This is a genomic window from Paenibacillus sp. JT22N7, from assembly GCF_059383875.1.
Map to the genome: position 1 here is coordinate 16,437 of NZ_JBXENY010000005.1, position 19,198 is coordinate 35,634.

Consider the following 19,198-nt stretch of genomic DNA (forward strand, 5'->3'; position numbering starts at 1 on the left):
ATAGTTACAGTCATTCAATTTGTCAACTGATTAATTTAACTTCTTACCATTCATATTTAAATTTTGTTATCAAACCCCTTCATAAAATCTCTGAGCAGCGGTATTATCAGCATCAACCAACAAATAATTTAATTATTTTTAAACAATACGAGAAGTTGCCTGCATTCTGGACGGTTTATGCTCATTTTCACTTCCTGAACGCTTAACATCTTTTTCTCACAGCCTTTCATAAGTTCAGCCATTGCGCTTTTAGGGATCAGTAGCATCACGAACATATTGCTTGCTCAAATCGAAGCGGTTGGTTACCAAAAAGAGTAGATTACCTTCTGAGTCATGGGTTTGTACCATGCGCAGAACCGACTTCATTTTTTTCTGCTGCGATCCAATTCGGACATGCCAATCGGCTGAAACCACGCTGTCATCTGGGATCACGAGTTCCTTCAGCGGCTCAATATGCGTATTGCTTTTCAAACGAGTGACGAACCAAATTCCGTTTCGGCAGTAGCGATCAAGGGCCGCGTAGTCGATATAACCGCGGTCAAACTCATAGGTAACTCCCGGTTCATGAACAAGCTCATCCAACTGAGTGCGGTCATTTTTCTTCGCTACGGTCACAGTCGCCTTCTCCGGGATCACATCCTGTTCACTGAGAAAGCAAAGACGCATATGAATTTTAATACCGGCCTTTGTCTTGCGGAACTCCGCCCACTTGAATTTTTGCAGACACAACGTCACCGTAGTCGAGTCGATGATTTTGATCTTGTAACGGTGGGCAGACGTACCTCGGCGTGACAACGCAAGTTTAGCCAGTTGTTCGAATACCTGTCGCAATATCTCTGGATCAACCTGCTTATGTTTGCGGCTGAGCTGAGCAGCCGAAATAGAGGTCAGACCAAGCTCACGCTGCAAGTCTTCACATAAGAGATCGTCAGCGATATGACGCAAGCCTTCGCGTCCTTGCAACTGCTTTTGCAGATATGACAGAAATAATTGAAGATTCAGGAAACATTAATGCAACGCTAGTGCTTTACGGTAATAAATACTAACACTTTGTGCAATGAGTACTGGAAAAAGACCGATTAAAGCTGCTGGAAAACCTGCAGGCATGAGCAGGGCCGATACAAAAATTAACAGTCCTTGTATGAGAAAGTATACCCATGGTCGATCTTTAACGAGACTATGACTGTTCCAATGAAAAACGGCATGCAGCGAAATCACTACTGAAAATATTAAACTCTGCACTAAACGCGGATCTAGCATATTCTGCAAAATAATGGTTGCTGCATAAACAAGCCCCACCCATAATAAAATAGGAGCCCTTGATATGCTTAGCTCATATATCCTGTTTCTTTCCATCTCCCCACCTCTTTATGTACCATTATATACGCAAATCCAAAAATATAAATGTGCGTTGGTACATGCCCGTTCCTACAAGGAGATAACGACTCCCAGTGCTTGCTGCCATTAAATATAAGCAGGATACTTTACCTATTTGTGATTGATGTTAAAATGTGTCACGAAATCCTCTTCGCTAATAAGTGCCATTCCTAGCTAGCTTAGTGGCATCCTTTTAGAAAAAGCATCCATTCGGATCATTTTATCGATTATGAAATGGAGAATCAGCCATGAGACCAAGCCCGTTTCTCAAAGGACGTAACCTTTTCGTTTCTCATACTCCAATCATAGTGACTTTTAGCAGAGAAACACCTTTTTTAATTCAGCATCAGCATGACTTTGTGGAGATCGCATATGTAGCGGAAGGCGAAGGTATTCATTTCATCGAAAACAAGAAATTTCTAGTTTCACGAGGCGATGTGTTTATCATACCCAGGGGAGTAGCACATGTGTTTCAGCCCTTTGATTTATTAGGCCAACATCCGTTTAAGGTGTGGAATTGCATCTATAAACCCTTCCGGAAATTAGCGAATATCAATATCCAATCCATACGACGTTGCAGTATATGGTATCCCATTTCAACAAACCTTTATCGGCGAGCGAAATCAGTCATAAAGCAGCTTTGAGTCTTCGGCATTTCCAGCGTCTATTCAAGCAAATAACGGGAGCATCCTTTATCAAGATGCTGCAACATATTCGAATACTGTACAGCGTATGGCTGCTGCAACACACTGACCGAAGCATACAATCAATCGGACAGGAGGTCGGCATTAGCGACATGAAACACTTTTAGTATTTATTTCAAAAACGTTTGGGCATGACGCCCGCAGCATTTCGAATACAACATGATATTCCATTTGCCAACACATTTTTTGATGAATTATCCGTTTGGCATGAATGACTATAGATGTATTCCTTCCTTTTGTTTAAGGTTACGATGAGAGCATCAAAAAAATGAAAGCGAGGCTGGAATATGTATACGCATCATAAGCAATCGCTGGACCATTTCGTAGAAACGCTGAAATCTGATCCCCACCTATTAGCCGTCATAACGGCTGGCTCCATCGCCAAAGGTACGGCCAAGGCAACATCCGATATCGACGTTTATTTGCTTGTAACGGATCAAGAATTTGAAGAGCGGAAGAAAACCAATGCATTGTCTTACACCACTCATGAATTTTGCAAATATGAAGATGGCTATATAGATGTCAAAATCATCAATATGCGGTTTCTGGAGCTGGCAGCCGAGAAAGGCAGCGAGCCGACTCGCGCTTCGTTTACAGGTTCGCAGGCTTACTACTCCATCGTTCCAGGGTTAAATGAACTGCTAACCAAAATATCAGTATATCCTGAGCAGAATAGAAACCAAAACATTAAAGATTTTCAGGCACAGGTGATGCTTTACGGTTATTATTTTGCAGGGGAAGCCGTCAAAAAGGATAACCCGTACCTACTGTCACATGCCGTCAGCAATCTGGTCTTATTCGGAAGCCGAATCATCTTAGCGCACAATCGGATATTGTTTCCTTGCCACAAGTCCATGATGGCTGAAGTCGAAAAAGCACCAGAAAAACCGCATGCCTTTATCGGCCTTTGCCATGAGCTGCTGTTAAATCCGACCCATGAAAAATGCATGGAATTAACGGAGGTCACACTAGGTTTTCTAGACTTGGAATTATCGTCTGAGCAGGCGGTCACTCTATTTATTCAGAACAATGAATGGAACTGGGTGGATCAGTCCCCTCCTTTGCAAGACAGATAGCTAGCTAGATAAATCAAAAAACAGCCGCTGAAGCTTCAACGGTTCAGAGGCTGTTGCTGTTACTATTGCTATTTCAGTTCTATGGTTCAGTAAAACCGCGATCATATTGCTTGATCAACTATAGCCATGCTAGTATATCAATTAATGGAATGCTATAAAATATACATATTGAAGTAAATAGAACATTCCATATTTTTAACGCAAATACAACTAGAGGTGAAACAGATGCTCAAAGTTAACCGTGACGACGAACGCCCCATTTGGCAGCAGCTGCTTGACCAAGCGATCCATAATATTACAACCGGAAAATGGCCTCCAGGCGAATTGCTGCTGCCTTCTCGCGAACTTGCGCTGCTCATCGGTGTCTCTCGCTCAACTATACAGATTGTTTATGAGGAATTATTCAGTCGTGGGTACACGGTTACTTCCCGGCGCGGCGGAACAAGGGTAAGTGACTGGACCCACAAGACCCGTATTATGGAGGATGTTATAACTCGAGGACCCGTTACCCCCGAGCTGCCTTTATTAAACGATGCAGTCAGCCAGTTGCAAAACTGGTTTAGAGGCAAGGAAAACAAAAATGTGGAGATCGATTTCAGCCCACACGAGCCTTATTTGGATCAACATTTTCAAACAAACTGGAGACACTCGTTTTTACAAGCCTCCAAAGAAACAGACCTGACCAGCTGGGCTTACGGCAACCCCTATGGTTTCGTGCCGCTGCGCGAGCAGATTCAACGTTATTTGTCACTGGAGCGAGGCGTCCACGTTCATATCGATCAAATTATATTAACTTCGGGCGCACAGCATAGTCTGGATTTAATCGCCCAAGCCCTATTAAATGAAGGAGAAACCGTTTGCGTTGAAGATCCCGGCTTCCCCGCTTCATGGATGGCGATGAAATATCGGCGGATGAATGTTGTTCCCGTCCCTGTCGACGATTACGGGCTACAAATTGACCGCATTCCTCCTCAATCAAAGCTTGTTTATGTTACGCCTTCACATCAGTGTGCAGCTGGAGTAATCATGTCGGAGCCCCGCAGACAGCAATTGCTGCATATGGCGGCTCAACATCAATTTTGGATTGTGGAGGACGACTACGATAGCGAGTTCCGATATCGTGGCGATCCACTCCCAACCTTGTTCAGCCAGCAGCCTCAAAACACGCTGTATATGATGAGTTTTTCCAAAATGGTCGCTCCTGGCATTCGTATATCAGCGATCGTTGGTCCAACAGAGGCCATTTGCCAGCTTGCCCATGTCCATGAATTAACCTATCGCCATCTTCCGATTATGGAGCAATTGACGCTTGCTCATTTTATCGAACACGGGCATTTCATGCGCCATATGAGAAGAGTCAGAAATGTATATCGGCGCAGACACGAAGCCATGACGAAGGCTATCATCGCGACCGGCCTAAGCGAACGTTTTAAACTTAGCGGTGTAGAAACAGGATTGCACATGCTTCTTGAAGCTGAAAACTCGTTTAATGAAGAAGCTGCAACGAACCAAGCGCTTGAAAAAGGCATCCGTGTCTATCCACTTAGCAAGTATTGTTTGGAAAGCGATCGAAAAGGATGGGTGCTAGGCTTTGCTAAAGTAGATGAGTCCGCTATAGCAGTAGGCATTCATCGTCTTGCGGAGATGCTTTTGTAATTTAAGCATCTCCGGCTAAGCTTTAGTATTTCCATCTCTTTTTAGCCCATTTGTACCTGTATTCATTTTTATGCCGCTTATTATTTTTGTTCAGCTTGTTGTATTCCACTCGTCCTATATGGTTTGTGGCGAAATTGTCCGTGTATCAATATATGCGCAGCCAAACCTGCAACCAGACCCCAGAATGCACCGCCAACACCAAGTAAAGTAACATTTGCAGCCGTTGCTAAAAAAGTAATCATTGCGGTCTCACGACCCTTGGGCTCAGTTAAAGCGCCCGCAAGGCTGCTGCCAATTGTCCCGAGCAATGCGAGCCCCGCTAACGTCGCGATGAAGGTAGCTGGAAGAATTAGAAACAGAGCAGCCAGCGTCACTCCAAATATCCCAACAACCATGTAAAAAATGCCACAGACAATACCCGCAATGTAACGTTTTGTTGAATCCTCATGCGCATCTTTACCTGTACAAATCGCCGCTGTAATGGCTGCTACATTGAAAGCATGCGAGCCAAATGGCGCTGCAAACAGTGAGCCCAAGCCCGTTACAATCAAAATTGGATTTGCACTCGTCTTAAACCCATCATTTCGCAAGACTAGCATCCCAGGCATATATTGTCCCGTCAATGTAATAATGAACAATGGCAAGGCAACACCCAAAAGAGCATGAAGCGAAAACTCAGGAACAATGAATACCGGCGACGCGATAGCTAATTTGATCATGCTGAAATCTACTTTTTCCAAGCTGATTAAATAAATAAGCCCAATGACTAAAATACCGACGATAGCATAACGGGACGTATACCTTCTTAATAGTATATAAGCAGCAAACAAGACAATGACTAGCAACGGATCAGCTTTCGCTCCGCCAAAGGCCGAAATACCAAACTGCAGTAAAATGCCTGCCAGCAGACCAGAAGCAATACCTGGAGGAATCATCCTGACGAACCTTTCGAACATTCCCGATATGCCTAAAACAATAAATCCTAAAGCAGAGATGATATAAGCGCCAATTGCTTCCTCATAGGGGGTTATCGCTAATACAGAAACCAGAAAAGCTACACCTGGTGTTGACCAAGCTGTAATAATCGGTTCACGGTATCGATAGCTTAGCCATATACCCGTTATCCCCACACCAACGGAAATCGACAATATCCATGAAGCGGTCATTTCGGGACTCAGACCCGCCACTTTTGCCGCCTGAAACACGAGAATAAATGTCCCACCGTAGTTGACAATGACAGATATTAAAGCAGCTATAATGGGCGATATCCAATCACGGCCATGCAGTGAAGATGATGTAGTGTTCATTTGCACTCTCTTCAACATTTTTAACAACCTCTTTTTTCTTATTTGTACATTTTTTCTTCCTCGATCGGATTTGCTTTCGCCGTTATATGATAAGGATCGACTCGGTATACTTGAACAGGGGAATTGAATATAGCAGACCTATATTTGTCTACATGCTGCTTGGACAAGGGACGGTTATAGTAACCAGGCACATATTTTTGAAGCATTTCCTGCAGCATATATGTAGCTTCGTCCAGATCATCTATAAGCTCGGCCTTTCCGAAAATCATAACACTCATATATGCCGTGTCCGTCTTAGCTGGTACGGGATCGGTAATAGTTCCATATTCTTCGCAAACCGTAAAACAGACCTCTGGATTCGCACTCATGACCTGATTGCGCCTCCCGCCAGTGGCTCCATGGAAATAAAGCTTCCCCTTTGCCCAAACAAAATTAAGCGGAACAACATATGGCAGCTGACCATCAACCATACCAAGATGGCCAATTCTCGCTTTATTCAGGAAAGCTTCAATTTTGTCACTGTCCAACACTTCTCTTATCTTGTAACGAACTCCATCCATTCTCAACCACTCCTCAAATACTGAATTTTCGTAAGTATATCAGTCATTGGAATGAATAAGTACATCCAAAAGCATAGTAATTGAGCAATCCATATTTTCTAATAAGCAGATCAGATCCTTTCTAATAACACTTCTAAAGGACGGTATAGCCGAAGAAGAAATGATTCGCTAGGCTCTGGAGTGGGCAAAAAAACGTTCCATGATTGGATTGGAGAAAAAAGGATTTGGGGTGTACACGCAAGCAAATGACAAAGGATGGCTACTTCGAAGCAAAAATAACCGAATATGTAGGTGCTATGAGCAGCAAGTGAAGGAGATATTAAAAAAGGCGTAGGTTATGATGCATATGTAAAAATGGCTCAAATATATGAGTGATTTTAATACCAAAACTAGCTGATAACTATACCTATTCATGCTCAAAATATTCTGATGCAAACTTTCAAGATAACCCAAGGAATATAAATTTAGCATCAGGTTACTAAATTGAGTGTACATATACATATACTAATCACTCCTAATATTTTATAATTAGAAGCTATAGTAACAATCTATAATTTGTATTTAAAGAAGGAGAATGAAAAGTTATGAAAAAGTTAAAAATATTTAGTCTTTTGTGTATCTGTACTTTTTTTGTACTTATGCAAGCTTGTAGTTCAGAAGACACAACTCAAGAAGAGAACAAAGTTTTGACCAATGAAACAGCTACAACAGCACCAATTAAAGAAGAAAAAGTAACACAAGAAGAAACAGCTACTAATATAACACCAACATCTGAGACACCTAGCCCAACTATTAAACCAGAGATAGCTCAACACGATTTAAATATAGATACTTCCGTCTTTAGCTATGCGGAGAGTGTAGATGTCGATGATACGAGAAAAGTTAATAAACATATTAATCTTATTGTAAATATGAATGCAGGGCCCACTGCTGGATTAGCCACAGAACATGTCTTATTACAAACATATGATTTTTTGCAGCAAGAGGATATTAAAGGTGCTGATATTGTTACAATTAGCATTAATCAAAATGATACTCTAATATCACAAATTACTGTTGATTCAAGAAAATTTAAAGCAGGAGAACACTTAATAAATTCTGTTTTAGCAGCATCAAAAATAGACCATATGAATGACGATGTGGTGGAATATGGAGAAGCTCTGGAACGTTGGTAACTGCAACTTACAAATATGAGTCAGTCTGAATTGTCCTCCTAGAATAAATATTGGAATAAAGCTCTGATTCAATCCAATTTCTATTCTAGGGGGTATTTTCATGCCAAAAATTCACTGAATCTTTTGAGTTAAATATATGAAGGTAAATCCAAGCTGTTAGATTGTATGTTCAGAAAAGATAGACCCTATCCTCAGAACATGGATTATTTACGGGTAGCATACGAAGGCCATATGAGTATACTGATGACGGTACAAAGAAACACTTAGTTGCACCTTAACATGTGCAACCAATTTTGATTATAAAGAAAGCTCAAAAAATGACGCAGGTTGGATACTATCCACCAGCTAGTTGCCTACGTGGTTTTTCAATGCCTACAAAATAGAGTCTGGAACACTTGTAAAATGCATCTTTTTAAATTACTCGCTATACCAAAATTTTTGGGAGGTAACTTCGCTTCAGAGGCAAGGCAGTTGACACCGGAGTTATATTCCTTTTCGAGAGTCTGCTATCTCAGTTTGTGCAGCTCATCCAAGCTGTCAAATCTCCTATTACTTTGATTTTCGTTCTTCCGGCTTAGCAATGTCTGTTTGATTAAGCAGATAATCGATGCTGACACTGTAAAATTTAGATAACGCGATCAATACGGCAGTAGGTATGTCCAACTCCCCACTCTCATATCGAGAATAGGTTGCTTGTGAAATATGCAGCAAGTTGGCCATCGCCTGCTGAGTTAAATCCTTATCTTCTCGTAAATCCCGAATTCTTTTATACATTTTCATCACCCAACGCCATCATAATTTATACGAATTTCGCATATTGACTTTTATGCGTTTTTCGCATAAATTAGCATTGAGCTTAAAAATAATTCTCATAGCATTCATTAGCTTTAAACTATAAAAATACTAGCAGCAACGACGAATTTAAATTGCCGAAAGGATGAGATTGTAATGAGAAGTCTTTTGGAAGAATTGTACCATGGCAATATGCGTCCCGATGAAAAAAGAATCGCCAATGATCCAGAGTATCTTCAAATGAGCCAGAACATATCTAAAGTGATCGAAGCGTGGAAGAAAACACATACTGAGGATGAATTTACAGAGCTCGAGGCATTGCTAGACTTATATGCTCAAGCTCACTCAATGGAGCTAACCTCCACCTTTACATATGGATTCCGGCTAGGCGCAGGCATTATGACCGAAGTGTTAACAGGGAAGGAGGAGCTCGCTAAAAAACTGGGTACTTTTTCAGAAGTTCCGTCAATATAAGAATTAATCACCTTCTTGAAACTTTTAATATTCCTCATTCTCTTACTATATACAGTTAGCAGAAGAAAAACCGCTTCAGCTGAAGCGGCGAGATTAACATGATTATAAATATTAATGCGTCTTTTTATGAGTTCAAAAAAGCGCGACACCTATATAGTTGAGAAGAAAATATATATGTCTTTGTCTATAGGGGGCTGCACTTTATTAAATCTGACACTTTCTTGTCTCAAAATCATAAACAAACCATCTAGTATTACACCATGATTATTTTTTCTTAGGCATGGATTTTATAAACACAATTAAACCTCCAATACAAATTCCAACTATAGCCCAACCCGCTATAAAAAATATTGAATTCAAGGCGCTTACCTCCTTTAATAGATATAGCTACTGATAGATGTTATAGATCCATAGCAAAAGCACATTTCTGTCGTTATTAAAAACCAACCTTTATATCTAATATTGTTTATTCCAATTGTAGCATGTGACTCAATGTCTGCGCTAATCCATAAGGGGTGCTATCGGATTACCCCCTTGAATTTGGACACATGCCCCTAAACAGAAGGGTCAGCCATGAGCTACCAGCATCTTACCATAATAAACGAGAACAAGAGTCATATCTATGACGTAGATTTATTCTCTAGAATATGAATCTATTAATCGTAGTATATAGCTCTCTTAGACACAACTGTATATCGCTTCGCTGCTTGGGTAGCATCTTCACACATCTGTACTTAGTATTGTGTGTAACTTTCCTCATTATTTGCAGCTTTTGAACACTTATTTACTTACCCATACAAAACAAAAAAGCACTCGAGAAGAGTGCATATCGTTGCAAAAACAATCTTTATTCTGTTAATGCTCCTTCAAGCATTTGCATTAACTCTGCCTCCATTTCTTCTTTTGTCATATCTTCAATAGGTCTATACTCACCATTTGCATTATAGTCTTCTGGATTGTCGCTGATTCCATCGGCTGGCACATATTGCCCATCTGAATCATAGTCATCAACATTGGTTGATGGTGCTCTTGGGTCTGACTTCAATTCTTCCTCAGTATAAGGCGCCTCTTCCTTTACACTACTCTGAGAAGATGTGCTACTAGAATAGCTTGGAGCAGTGCTTCCTAAATAGTCGGTATCCTTTTCAGTTACGATTACTTCTGGCGACTCTGTAGGATTTATTATATTGGTTGTACTAGCTGTGTTACAACCTGTAATTAATGCCGAAATACATAAAATACTTAATAAAACATATACTTTTTTCATTGTCTAACTCCCATTCTGCTATTTCCAATATCATACTATAACTAGGACAATGTGTCTAGGAGATATTACTTATGCTGATTTTTCACACAACAAAAAAACAACTCCGTAATGAGTGAGTTAATTCACTCAACTTTTGTAGAACTAAAATTGGTTTCACCATCTAAACTAGGATGTTACATCGATTCAACCATGCCTTAAAGCGGCCCCTGCTCAGATCCTCTACCCAGTGGTTGCAAAGCAAATACCGCTTCTCCTGAATAATGTGGATGTCAGTGTAATAACGTGGATAGCCATTAACTGTACGTTGGCTAGATATAGATTTTGTAGCATCATATTCCTTCAATACAGGGTAATTAATATTAAACGTCTTCTTAGAATAATCAACCTGTTGAAGCCGTTCAACTTCAGCTGGATCAAATTGCTCATCGCTAGATAGTCTAACAAAGGTGGATTTGACGAGAATGCCAATTTTCATTTCACTGCATCCCGTTTCTCTGGTTTCATCAATACGCCCTATTGTCCTTTGCTTACGTACCTTTACTAATTTCGCGACACCAGTATCGTCAGCAAACAAATTTGACATCTGAACCGCCCTCATGAATAACTCCGACGTATCCGCAACTGTACTGGATAGCGCTGTCACTACGTTATAAATCTTGTCTTTGAAATCCTCATTGAAGATAAACGAGAAATGAAAGTCCAGTCCCCACCGCTGAAGTAGCAGCTGTAATTCCTGCAAATACTCCTGCAACGGATTGCTAATGATCCCGTAAACTTTAGGCGAGGCAAAGATGATTTCCCCTTTGATCACGTTAAAGAACCCGTGGAGAATCATAGCTGTGCGAACCATCTTCTTCATAACTCGGGCGATAGTCTCTTCCTTGGATCCATAGTTCAACCCACTTCCATGAAACGCTACATCAATTGCGTATATGCTTTGAACGCCGCCGCTATTTATCTCAATACCAAGAGCATCAATTTCTCCCTGTTGAAGAAGCTGGCCTACTGAGCTATTCTTCTTAAACAAGTTTAACCCGTGCTTCTCGCTAAAGTATGCATCGGTACTCTTCATTATTGACTCAATGGTGTTTTCGTTGTGTAACTCCCATGAACTAACCGATGGCTTCCAGTTTAGTTGAACCATTTGACAGTTTTTTGCATGTCTTAACCAGGACAACATTAGAGATTCAGCGATTTCAATTTTCATTTGGTATCCACTCCTGTTGAGTTAAGTACAAATTTATACATCTTGTCCAGACAGTTACGACCAGCGAAATTCATTATAGTCCTCATAATTTATCAATTTTTCTAAAGTTAATAGATGGCAAACTTACGATAGCCACTTCCCATTCAGCAAGTAACCATGCTTTTGCATGTGAATGGGTCTTATCATTCGACCACCAAGCACGATATTTGAATGCTGATGCTGGTAGCTTGAAGCCCAGGATTGATTCAATCTGCTCAAGCGATAAGGTGATTGTTTCATCTGTTTGAATTCTTATGTAGTGGTACAATGGGGCATATTTACCAATCACTCTATCTGTATCATTTGCTTTTTCTGTTACGCTTTGCTTCTTATTTGATGGGATTGTAACATTAGTGCCAAGCGCACTCGTCAGCTTTTGGAGCATATAGCCCATACCTTTACAATCGCTAAGCGGAAAATCTAGTGAGCTCTCCTGCTCAAACACCCTCACGGCACGATCTATATAATGTTTTCCACCCAAGACCGTTATTTCTTTGAAATCAAGGAGTCCCTTGGTTCTAGCTTGCTCTTTCAGTTGATCTATACCTATTACTCCATCAGATGGCTTCATGAATGTTACATTGTAGCTTACCTCAATAATATCATCAGGAAATAGAAATCCATGCTTAGCGGACAAAATAACCCAGTGGTTAAAAAAAGCCTCCGCATATCTTTGACAAGTTCCTGCGAATACCCCTGTATATACATCCTTCGCTTTCTGAGGTCCCGCAGTTGGCTGCTTATCCCATATTTTTGCTGAACCGCAAGGGATGATACATAAACGTTTGTCCATTAGGTACTTTCCACCAATCTTTGAAAATCTTCCACTGACAAGCCTGTCTTGTACAGCTCGTTTACTTGCCAAAGCCCACTCTCTCTAATCTTAGCTTTTGGAGAAGACAATCCTAACCACGTTTGGGAGCATGAGCATTCCTTGCATAAGGACACAGTAGAAACAATTCTGGATTCAAAATAAAGCCGATCTTCCTTGCGTGGAACTTCTAGCACTGTGAAAGAGAAATTTTCCCGCATATAGCTGCTGACCTGCTGTTCAATTTCTTTCTGATAGTCGGGCATGATCAGATCGCTATAGTCACTTTTATTTTTTGAAGAAGTCGCATCGAGCTCCCATACGGCAAGATAAGGGTCATTCGCTCGGTGCAAGAGGCATCTCCCAATATTTTTGCGAAAAATACTCCTGTCCTTCTTCTCATTCGTAAAATGCTGCATGAGCCGTGAACGAAGTTGATTCACGCCAGTATGTGTCCCAATTCGAACAATGCGATCACTGCCGTGACCTCGCTCTCCTTTTTCAAATAGGAGGTATATTCCGTTTTGCGGGATTTGCATTTTATCGAAGGTGAAGTTGTACCTTGGTAATTGCCAAGCAAAATGATGAAGCTCGCTGCATACGATGTCCATATAACCCCTCACAATCCAAATATTTATGCATTGCTGGTGAATCTACATCTTGGATAGCTATTGCAGCCAACAAAAGCACCATTTTTCCCATTACGCTTCATCAATTGATTCCCGCACCTTGGACAAATTCCGCTAGTTGTTTTTGCTCTGTTTACGTTTAGATTCTCTTTAATAACCTTCACATGCTGCTTTCTCTCTTGTCTGTCGTTAACCGTGCTTGTTGATAATATATCGTGTATATGCTTTACCTGGCTGCCAGTCAGCACGGGAACATTATATTTCGTTATGGTAGACACCAGCTTGGTAGTGTAGATTACCTCCACACTCATCGGCTCCAGCTTTAAATCTGCCCGTGTACTGAAGGCAATAATAGAGATAATTGGAATTGTAGCATCATCCAGCGCAGCTTCTATCGCTTTAATATGTCCATAATTTTGACGTATTGGATTGTATAGCTTCTCTTTACGCTTATAGATCACCTGTGTCCAATATTCCGCTTTCTCATTGCCTACGATCCAACCTGTATAATTTTTAGTCTCAATGACGAACACACCGTATTTCGATATCACAATATGGTCGACTTGCGATGTTCTTCCATCCGCCTTCTTAAGCATGATATCATTTAGAATGATATATTCTTTCGGATTAAGCTTTTTTAGCTTTGACCGAACAGACACTTCGCCAATAAAGCCTTTAAAAGTGGGTGATTTTGATAGTATGACTAGCATTAACATTAGTCCAGCAAGTAAATATATCATTAGGTACCTCTATCTTTGTTTTTTCTATATTTTCGTGCGTCTCATCTTGCCTTGATCTGCTTTGCGCCATCTATCCAGCTTGTCTCGAATTGAGACTCCGTTAATCAGCTTTATATTCAAACGTTCAGCAGCCTCTTTAGCCGATCTCGTAAAATGGCTGGTCGTCACAATCCAGGCATCATAACAGCCATGCACCTGTTTACCCGACTTTAGCCTTAGAACGATATCATTGCCAACATCCTTCTTCCAGCGCTTGCACTGGACGGCAATTTTGTAGCCTTCCTTGCCTCTTATTATTAGATCAACCTCATGGTCTCCCGCGCCACCCACACGTTCGACTTGATAACCTTGATCTGTGTAATACAGCTCCATTAGCCGCTCAAAATCTGTTCCAGATAGCGTATCTATGTTAGCTTGTATGATTTGTTGATCCGTTAACTTTTTGCTTGAAGAAGCAACCTGGCGCTCAGCTACAGCTTTCTTCACAGTTGTTTTCTTCTTTGGCTTAACCGTGGAACGTCTCTTGTTTACCCATAATAATCCGAGTATCTCTGCCATAATCACCGCTCCAATGACTATGCCAAAATAAAATCCCCAATGTAAACTTGGAACCTTGAAATAAATGATCAATCCCCCAAGTATGAAGATCCCTCTTAAAAAATAGGTTAATTGTTTCCCTTCCGAAGCATAAGTTCTAGCCATGTTTCCCCCTCAAGAAGATAAAATGTTCAAAGAATAAGCGACACAAATAATTCCAAAGCATACACTTTCGACCTCTTACGACTATTTTCCTGCTTTTAGGTAAAAATAGTAGGTATATAGACGGATCAAAAAGCGCTATAGTTCTGATATACCTATTAGTCAAAGTACTTCAAGAGAAGCCCGCATGCCTTGAAATGAGCAAAACTGCTATCCAAGCTGCACGCTATTCTGACAAAGACAGTTTATCGGCAGTTCAAGAAGTAGTGGGTGCGATAGCGTACTATTCGTGTAAATCAGGTATGGTCGTTACCAATAGTTCATTTACAGAGCCAGCAAAGAAACTAGCTGCATCTAATGGTATTATATTGTGGAGTCGAGAGGAGTTAGTAAAAGAAATTATCCAGGTTCAAAAAAAGACTGCCTGATCGGTTCTTTTTAAGTCACAAGCTACGAAAAAACCTCCTCTAGTCTTCAGATTTAGTCAGATAGCTAGAGGAGGTTTTTCAAATTTTAATTAATCCTGTGTACTTAGTTTAAAATACACAGCACTCTAATTTTGTACAAGTATACAAAAGAAAAACACCTTGATTTCTCAAGGTGTTTTCTGTATGCCGAGGACCGGGATCGAACCGGTACGGTAGTCACCTACCGCAGGATTTTAAGTCCTGTGCGTCTGCCAATTCGCAATTTTCGTATACATACTGCGGCTTCCCAGCGTTTTGCTCTTCGTAATATTCGTCACTACGCACAGGATACGGACAGACAATCGGAAAGCACCCGGATATGCGAGCGCGCTTTTGTCGTGTGCCTACGCGTTAACGTTAATGAGACGAAGTATAACACGTACGGACTACGCTTGTCATCTGCGGCCGCCTTTAACGCAGAAAAACGGCACTTACGTTAGCTACTGGCCGCTGACCGGTAATTAACGTAAATGACGTTTCGTGTTTCTACTATTATATGCCGTTGTACGCGAAATGAATCTACTTCCACATATCGCCAAATCACGACAATTGTAGTAGAATAGTCACACATAATGTCGCAGAAACTACTTCATCCGATGGAGATAAATTAGTGAGGGGAAAATACTATGGCAAGAAAAGCTTTTTATAGTTTCCACTTTGTTCCTGATAGCTGGAGAGCTTCGCAAGTCAGAAACATGGGAGTCGTCGAAGGAAATACAGTCGTTTCAGACAATGACTGGGAAGAAGTAAAAAAGAAAGGGGATAAATCAATACAAGATTGGATTGACTCACAAATAAAGGGCCGATCATGTACTATTGTATTAATCGGAGAAAAAACCGCTAGTCGTAAATGGATTAAGTATGAAATAGAAAAGTCATGGAACGAAGGTAAGGGTGTTTTAGGCATTTATATACACGGTCTCAAAAACAAAGACGGCGAGCAGTGTGAAAAAGGTAGTAACCCTTTTGAAGCATTTACTGTTGGTACAGAGAAGAAATTGATGTCTAAGATCGTAAAAGCGTATGATACACCGTATAAACTGAGCAACAATGTGTATAGTCATATCAGTCAAAACTTATCAGATTGGGTCGAAGAGGCAATAAAAATCAGAAATGAGTACTAATAACAGGTTGGTATTACGCGACGTACCTCCGGCTGCCGAGTCGCATCTAAATATGCTTCAAGGAATTATTACAAGAATGTCAACAAACAGCTCATCATGTAAGACTTGGTGTCTTACACTTGTTTCTGCTTTATTAGTTGTTCTAGTTGCTGATGAAAACCCGTTACAGAATGGATTAATAACTCTAATTCCCATATTCTTATTTTTCATTTTAGACGCTTACTATCTGTCACTCGAACGACGCTTCAGAAAATCCCACAATACCTTTATAAAAAAATTACACACAGACACATTAGTAATTGAGGATCTTTTTTCGATTACACCAGAAAGTGGATTTTTCAAACCGTTCCTCGCAAGTATGTTCTCATTTTCAGTTTGGGTATTTTATTTATTGTTAGCAGCAATTGTTGTGGTAATTATTAATGTATGAATTAGTGGGGCTATCTAAATGACAGCCCCACTATCACTCAAATTTCTACCCAATCACTTGCAAGTAAGTCGGTTTGAGAAGCTAACCACGGCACAAACCCATTATCACTGGTTTTCATGCCAATCCATGGTTCTAAGTGATTAGATTCATCTCCCCAATCAAACGGAACATCGCTTCCTAAGCCATAATTTTTAGCGCTAACCATGACAACCCACATACCCTGTCCGTTCCAGCCCTCTCGAGCTACCCTCTTACTACTTTTCAATAATCCCAACGCTTGACTAAAATCCATATTCTCAACCCCAATCATTAGTAGTTAGTTAGAAACACTTTACCCGTTTTCAGTAAACATTAAACTATGTCATTAGTGATTTTCCGTACTTACTGCGTCTTCTGTCCGCTAGCCTCGCGCAACACATTCGCCAGCCTATTCGCTTCTTTCTTGCGCGGCTCGTCTTTCTTCGCGCTAGCCGCCGCCCACTCCGCCTTTAAAAACGTGATAATCGCGTTTGCATCTTCGACTTTCAATTCCGGTTCCTCCTTCGTAATCGCGTTAATCTTCGCCAGTGCCGCACTCGTCTGCGCCGCTGTCGGCCGTAAGCCTGCGCGATATTGAGCCGTAGACAAGCCGAACGTCATCTCGAAATGCGGGTAGTCTTTGAACGAAGTCCAATCGCCGCCCCATGCGAATCCTAGCGCCTTTGCTTTCGTTACGGCTTCCGCCCAATCCGCTACGCCGTCCTTATCCGCGTCCCTCTTCGTATCCCAATAAACGGAGCGGCCGTCCTCCGAAAGCAGCGCGAAATCTATCGCTACGCCGAAATTGTGGTACGAGTATCCTGCGCGCGCATTCGTGACAATCGCGCCCGCTTTCGTACGTCCCTGCGCGTAGAGTCCGTCTTGCTCCGCGTACGTCCGCAGCCCTTGCGTAATAACGATCGGTACGCCGCGTTTATAGGCGCGTTCGATTAGCGCTTCAGCCGCAGCCTTGACAACGGGTAAGAGTCCGTTTAATCGCGCTGCCGACTTCGCCTTTACTTCCGCTAAACTCAACGCCGCCATTACTTAACGCCTCCCTTACGTTTCAGCACGTCAATCATCTCGCGAAACTTATCCGGTAGCGGAAGTCCGAGCCGTCCGTAATTCTCCGTTATTGAGATTAACTCATTCGCGATATAAAAGTACGTTGCCGCCGTAATCGCTACGTTATCAAGTCCGAGCAGTACGTCGATGCGGTGCGCCAGGATGATGACGAGCAGCATGAGTCCCTTTTTCGCACCGCCTACCGAACCGACCGCGCTATTAAGTCCGCGCCCCTCTTTAAAGGAAGCGGCAATGCCCGTAATAATATCCGTTCCCATTGCGATTAGCAGGAACGTCAACGCCTCCGTCCAGCCTCCGAACGCGAACGCAATAAAAGCGCCAGCAACGCCAGCGCCTCCGTTTAATATGATCTGTCCGTTCATTCGGACGCCTCCTCTGCGTTAATCAACGTCTCGACAGCGGCACGATCCCGCTGCGGTACGTCCTCCAATTTACGTAAGCCTAGCTTAATTAGTCGGCAATATACATACGCCATTAAGCGACGCCTCCTTCGTTTGTTTGTAACGCGATAAGCTGCTCGTATACGTCCGTGAGTGCCGTCATTAGCGCGACGTTATCTGCTTCGAGCGCTTCGATTCGCAGCTCTTCCGGCGACTTCTGCGGTAATAGCGCGGCCTCTTCTTCCGCTGTCTTGAGACGTTCCGTGGCGTCTACTAGCGCTCCGTCCGCGATAACGAGCGTGTAATACGGGTACAGCGCCTGCACCTTCGCGGCAAGTTCCGTACCATCCGCGACAAAGTATGCGTTTGGGTACGTATCGGCCGTAAGCCAGTCGCCTAATTCATAGCTTCCGTTTGCGTGTACGATCATTTGGGTACTCCTCCTTATCTGAATGCGATGTAGTTATAAACTACTAAACTGGCGTTGGTCATAGCGTTGTTATACGTACTGCCGCCGCCACCGTTGTAATAAACACGAAACCCATTTGATATAGCGGACAGTATCGTCGCCGGTCCGTTGGAAACAGGCAAGCCACCGACCATAAACCCGTTATATCCGATTTGGTAAAAGCCCGAGGTTGTCGTAAGTAGTACCGCGCTCGGTGTAAAAGGCAACGCGATGTCTCTCGCTGCTGCGGTGTCGCCTGTGTACGTGCCTGTTACGTAGCCAATTCCCGCCATTACTCCGTCCAGCTTCGTTTTATCCGCCGCGCTCATAAGTCCGTTAGCAACCGCTGAAGCAACCGCCGTCGACGCCTTACCGTTCCACGCCGACTTTTCCGCGTCTGTAACGAACCGATTACTCGCGTCCTGCGTGATGATAGATGGCGGGTGCGTTGACGGATGCGTGTAGTTATTCGCGCCAGTTGCGACCGTGTCGAGCTTCATTTTATCCGCCGCGCTTTGAAACCCAGCGGAGCCAGACGTCGCCAGCGCGTGAGCCGTTCCGCCCGATCCTTTATGCGTAGCTAAGTCCGCGCCTATTCCATCTACTTCCGTCCCTAATGCGCTTAATTCCGCTATCTTCGCGTCCAATAAATCCGCGTTAGCGTTGAAGTTAACGATCGTCGCGTTATCTGACGCCTCTACCTTCTTAATACCGTTTGGCAGCGTCTGCATA

Annotated in this window: 25 protein-coding genes and 1 pseudogene; 8 read left to right on the forward strand and 18 right to left on the reverse strand. The window is 42.3% G+C overall.

The annotated features are described in order from the left end of the window. Positions 1-249 precede the first annotated feature (249 nt). On the reverse strand, positions 250-1,002 hold the full coding sequence (locus AC50Y5_RS14500) for an IS4 family transposase (RefSeq protein WP_494862304.1): 753 nt from the start codon (positions 1,000-1,002) through the stop codon (positions 250-252). 6 nt (positions 1,003-1,008) lie between these two features. Continuing rightward, positions 1,009-1,356 (reverse strand): hypothetical protein, encoded by a 348-nt coding sequence (locus AC50Y5_RS14505; RefSeq protein WP_494861581.1) that lies wholly within the window; start codon positions 1,354-1,356, stop codon positions 1,009-1,011. Between the two features lie 269 nt (positions 1,357-1,625). Here AC50Y5_RS14505 and AC50Y5_RS14510 point away from each other — a divergent pair, with 269 nt between their 5' ends. The 4 genes from AC50Y5_RS14510 (at position 1,626) to pdxR (ending at position 4,813) form a co-directional block, all read left to right on the forward strand. Next, positions 1,626-2,021 (forward strand): cupin domain-containing protein, encoded by a 396-nt coding sequence (locus AC50Y5_RS14510; protein ID WP_494861583.1) that lies wholly within the window; start codon positions 1,626-1,628, stop codon positions 2,019-2,021. Then, complete coding sequence (locus tag AC50Y5_RS14515; RefSeq protein WP_494861585.1) at positions 1,961-2,188, forward strand: helix-turn-helix domain-containing protein; 228 nt, start codon at positions 1,961-1,963, stop codon at positions 2,186-2,188. The genes AC50Y5_RS14510 and AC50Y5_RS14515 overlap by 61 nt, the downstream gene beginning before the upstream one ends. 180 nt (positions 2,189-2,368) lie before the next feature. Beyond that, a complete protein-coding gene (locus AC50Y5_RS14520; protein WP_494861587.1) occupies positions 2,369-3,157 on the forward strand; it encodes a nucleotidyltransferase domain-containing protein in 789 nt (262 codons plus the stop codon). Between the two features lie 225 nt (positions 3,158-3,382). After that, positions 3,383-4,813: a MocR-like pyridoxine biosynthesis transcription factor PdxR gene (gene pdxR, locus AC50Y5_RS14525; protein WP_494861589.1), complete on the forward strand. Its 1,431-nt coding sequence runs from the start codon at positions 3,383-3,385 to the stop codon at positions 4,811-4,813. Between the two features lie 80 nt (positions 4,814-4,893). On the opposite strand, the gene AC50Y5_RS14530 is transcribed toward pdxR, so the two are convergent. Together AC50Y5_RS14530 and AC50Y5_RS14535 are read right to left on the reverse strand one after the other, a co-directional pair. Further along, entirely contained in the window at positions 4,894-6,120 is a 1,227-nt protein-coding gene (locus tag AC50Y5_RS14530; RefSeq protein ID WP_494862306.1) for a benzoate/H(+) symporter BenE family transporter, read from the reverse strand. Between the two features lie 38 nt (positions 6,121-6,158). Next, positions 6,159-6,680, reverse strand: a complete 522-nt coding sequence (locus AC50Y5_RS14535) for a pyridoxamine 5'-phosphate oxidase family protein (protein ID WP_494861591.1) — start codon at positions 6,678-6,680, stop codon at positions 6,159-6,161. Between the two features lie 584 nt (positions 6,681-7,264). Between AC50Y5_RS14535 and AC50Y5_RS14540 the strand changes: the two genes are divergently transcribed. Beyond that, complete coding sequence (locus AC50Y5_RS14540) at positions 7,265-7,855, forward strand: hypothetical protein (protein ID WP_494861593.1); 591 nt, start codon at positions 7,265-7,267, stop codon at positions 7,853-7,855. Positions 7,856-8,404: 549 nt separating this feature from the next. Here AC50Y5_RS14540 and AC50Y5_RS14545 read toward each other — a convergent pair. After that, a complete protein-coding gene (locus AC50Y5_RS14545; RefSeq protein ID WP_494861595.1) occupies positions 8,405-8,629 on the reverse strand; it encodes a helix-turn-helix domain-containing protein in 225 nt (74 codons plus the stop codon). Positions 8,630-8,803: 174 nt separating this feature from the next. Here AC50Y5_RS14545 and AC50Y5_RS14550 point away from each other — a divergent pair, with 174 nt between their 5' ends. Beyond that, entirely contained in the window at positions 8,804-9,121 is a 318-nt protein-coding gene (locus AC50Y5_RS14550) for a DUF6809 family protein (protein ID WP_494861597.1), read from the forward strand. 847 nt (positions 9,122-9,968) lie between these two features. Here the strand turns inward: AC50Y5_RS14550 and AC50Y5_RS14555 are convergent. The 7 genes and pseudogenes from AC50Y5_RS14555 to AC50Y5_RS14585 form a co-directional block, all read right to left on the reverse strand. Next, complete coding sequence (locus AC50Y5_RS14555) at positions 9,969-10,388, reverse strand: hypothetical protein (RefSeq protein WP_494861599.1); 420 nt, start codon at positions 10,386-10,388, stop codon at positions 9,969-9,971. 160 nt (positions 10,389-10,548) lie between these two features. Next, entirely contained in the window at positions 10,549-11,595 is a 1,047-nt protein-coding gene (locus tag AC50Y5_RS14560; protein WP_494861601.1) for a hypothetical protein, read from the reverse strand. A gap of 82 nt (positions 11,596-11,677) precedes the next feature. Beyond that, a complete protein-coding gene (locus tag AC50Y5_RS14565; RefSeq protein WP_494862308.1) occupies positions 11,678-12,019 on the reverse strand; it encodes a DUF7662 domain-containing protein in 342 nt (113 codons plus the stop codon). Further along, positions 11,993-12,427, reverse strand: a pseudogene (locus AC50Y5_RS14570) (DUF6884 domain-containing protein); the annotation flags it as partial. The gene AC50Y5_RS14565 and the pseudogene AC50Y5_RS14570, both read right to left, overlap by 27 nt. Next, complete coding sequence (locus tag AC50Y5_RS14575) at positions 12,427-13,056, reverse strand: GIY-YIG domain-containing protein (RefSeq protein WP_494861603.1); 630 nt, start codon at positions 13,054-13,056, stop codon at positions 12,427-12,429. The gene AC50Y5_RS14575 and the pseudogene AC50Y5_RS14570, both read right to left, overlap by 1 nt. 23 nt (positions 13,057-13,079) lie before the next feature. Further along, positions 13,080-13,814, reverse strand: coding sequence for an NERD domain-containing protein (locus tag AC50Y5_RS14580; RefSeq protein WP_494861605.1), 735 nt, complete (start codon positions 13,812-13,814; stop codon positions 13,080-13,082). Between the two features lie 24 nt (positions 13,815-13,838). After that, entirely contained in the window at positions 13,839-14,372 is a 534-nt protein-coding gene (locus AC50Y5_RS14585) for a restriction endonuclease (protein WP_494861607.1), read from the reverse strand. Between the two features lie 338 nt (positions 14,373-14,710). On the opposite strand from AC50Y5_RS14585, the gene AC50Y5_RS14590 reads away from it, so the two are divergent. After that, entirely contained in the window at positions 14,711-14,941 is a 231-nt protein-coding gene (locus tag AC50Y5_RS14590) for a restriction endonuclease (protein ID WP_494861609.1), read from the forward strand. A gap of 665 nt (positions 14,942-15,606) precedes the next feature. After that, on the forward strand, positions 15,607-16,104 hold the full coding sequence (locus tag AC50Y5_RS14595; protein ID WP_494861611.1) for a TIR domain-containing protein: 498 nt from the start codon (positions 15,607-15,609) through the stop codon (positions 16,102-16,104). Between the two features lie 467 nt (positions 16,105-16,571). On the opposite strand, the gene AC50Y5_RS14600 is transcribed toward AC50Y5_RS14595, so the two are convergent. The 6 genes from AC50Y5_RS14600 to AC50Y5_RS14625 form a co-directional block, all read right to left on the reverse strand. Continuing rightward, complete coding sequence (locus AC50Y5_RS14600) at positions 16,572-16,826, reverse strand: DUF2829 domain-containing protein (protein WP_494861613.1); 255 nt, start codon at positions 16,824-16,826, stop codon at positions 16,572-16,574. An 89-nt stretch (positions 16,827-16,915) separates the two neighbouring features. Next, complete coding sequence (locus tag AC50Y5_RS14605; protein WP_494861618.1) at positions 16,916-17,596, reverse strand: M15 family metallopeptidase; 681 nt, start codon at positions 17,594-17,596, stop codon at positions 16,916-16,918. Beyond that, positions 17,596-18,000, reverse strand: a complete 405-nt coding sequence (locus AC50Y5_RS14610) for a phage holin family protein (RefSeq protein ID WP_494861624.1) — start codon at positions 17,998-18,000, stop codon at positions 17,596-17,598. Before AC50Y5_RS14610 ends, AC50Y5_RS14605 begins: the two co-directional genes overlap by 1 nt. Then, positions 17,997-18,113 (reverse strand): CD1375 family protein, encoded by a 117-nt coding sequence (locus AC50Y5_RS14615; RefSeq protein ID WP_494861626.1) that lies wholly within the window; start codon positions 18,111-18,113, stop codon positions 17,997-17,999. The genes AC50Y5_RS14610 and AC50Y5_RS14615 overlap by 4 nt, the downstream gene beginning before the upstream one ends. Beyond that, on the reverse strand, positions 18,113-18,448 hold the full coding sequence (locus tag AC50Y5_RS14620; protein WP_494861628.1) for a hypothetical protein: 336 nt from the start codon (positions 18,446-18,448) through the stop codon (positions 18,113-18,115). Before AC50Y5_RS14620 ends, AC50Y5_RS14615 begins: the two co-directional genes overlap by 1 nt. 14 nt (positions 18,449-18,462) lie before the next feature. After that, positions 18,463-19,197, reverse strand: a complete 735-nt coding sequence (locus AC50Y5_RS14625; RefSeq protein ID WP_494861630.1) for a hypothetical protein — start codon at positions 19,195-19,197, stop codon at positions 18,463-18,465. Position 19,198 lies beyond the last annotated feature (1 nt).

Bases quoted from the DNA above. Each gene is read 5' to 3' on its own strand.
- pdxR (WP_494861589.1), top strand. From the start codon at position 3,383: ATGCTCAAAGTTAACCGTGACGACGAACGCCCCATTTGGCAGCAGCTG.
- AC50Y5_RS14530 (WP_494862306.1), bottom strand. From the start codon at position 6,120: ATGAACACTACATCATCTTCACTGCATGGCCGTGATTGGATATCGCCC.
- AC50Y5_RS14575 (WP_494861603.1), bottom strand. From the start codon at position 13,056: ATGGACATCGTATGCAGCGAGCTTCATCATTTTGCTTGGCAATTACCA.
- AC50Y5_RS14565 (WP_494862308.1), bottom strand. From the start codon at position 12,019: ATGCTCCAAAAGCTGACGAGTGCGCTTGGCACTAATGTTACAATCCCA.
- AC50Y5_RS14560 (WP_494861601.1), bottom strand. From the start codon at position 11,595: ATGAAAATTGAAATCGCTGAATCTCTAATGTTGTCCTGGTTAAGACAT.
- AC50Y5_RS14590 (WP_494861609.1), top strand. From the start codon at position 14,711: ATGAGCAAAACTGCTATCCAAGCTGCACGCTATTCTGACAAAGACAGT.
- AC50Y5_RS14580 (WP_494861605.1), bottom strand. From the start codon at position 13,814: ATGATATATTTACTTGCTGGACTAATGTTAATGCTAGTCATACTATCA.
- AC50Y5_RS14505 (WP_494861581.1), bottom strand. From the start codon at position 1,356: ATGGAAAGAAACAGGATATATGAGCTAAGCATATCAAGGGCTCCTATT.
- AC50Y5_RS14540 (WP_494861593.1), top strand. From the start codon at position 7,265: ATGAAAAAGTTAAAAATATTTAGTCTTTTGTGTATCTGTACTTTTTTT.
- AC50Y5_RS14615 (WP_494861626.1), bottom strand. From the start codon at position 18,113: ATGGCGTATGTATATTGCCGACTAATTAAGCTAGGCTTACGTAAATTG.
- AC50Y5_RS14555 (WP_494861599.1), bottom strand. From the start codon at position 10,388: ATGAAAAAAGTATATGTTTTATTAAGTATTTTATGTATTTCGGCATTA.
- AC50Y5_RS14515 (WP_494861585.1), top strand. From the start codon at position 1,961: ATGGTATCCCATTTCAACAAACCTTTATCGGCGAGCGAAATCAGTCAT.
- AC50Y5_RS14610 (WP_494861624.1), bottom strand. From the start codon at position 18,000: ATGAACGGACAGATCATATTAAACGGAGGCGCTGGCGTTGCTGGCGCT.
- AC50Y5_RS14585 (WP_494861607.1), bottom strand. From the start codon at position 14,372: ATGGCAGAGATACTCGGATTATTATGGGTAAACAAGAGACGTTCCACG.
- AC50Y5_RS14510 (WP_494861583.1), top strand. From the start codon at position 1,626: ATGAGACCAAGCCCGTTTCTCAAAGGACGTAACCTTTTCGTTTCTCAT.
- AC50Y5_RS14600 (WP_494861613.1), bottom strand. From the start codon at position 16,826: ATGGATTTTAGTCAAGCGTTGGGATTATTGAAAAGTAGTAAGAGGGTA.
- AC50Y5_RS14550 (WP_494861597.1), top strand. From the start codon at position 8,804: ATGAGAAGTCTTTTGGAAGAATTGTACCATGGCAATATGCGTCCCGAT.
- AC50Y5_RS14605 (WP_494861618.1), bottom strand. From the start codon at position 17,596: ATGGCGGCGTTGAGTTTAGCGGAAGTAAAGGCGAAGTCGGCAGCGCGA.
- AC50Y5_RS14520 (WP_494861587.1), top strand. From the start codon at position 2,369: ATGTATACGCATCATAAGCAATCGCTGGACCATTTCGTAGAAACGCTG.
- AC50Y5_RS14625 (WP_494861630.1), bottom strand. From the start codon at position 19,197: ATGCAGACGCTGCCAAACGGTATTAAGAAGGTAGAGGCGTCAGATAAC.
- AC50Y5_RS14595 (WP_494861611.1), top strand. From the start codon at position 15,607: ATGGCAAGAAAAGCTTTTTATAGTTTCCACTTTGTTCCTGATAGCTGG.
- AC50Y5_RS14535 (WP_494861591.1), bottom strand. From the start codon at position 6,680: ATGGATGGAGTTCGTTACAAGATAAGAGAAGTGTTGGACAGTGACAAA.
- AC50Y5_RS14620 (WP_494861628.1), bottom strand. From the start codon at position 18,448: ATGATCGTACACGCAAACGGAAGCTATGAATTAGGCGACTGGCTTACG.
- AC50Y5_RS14545 (WP_494861595.1), bottom strand. From the start codon at position 8,629: ATGTATAAAAGAATTCGGGATTTACGAGAAGATAAGGATTTAACTCAG.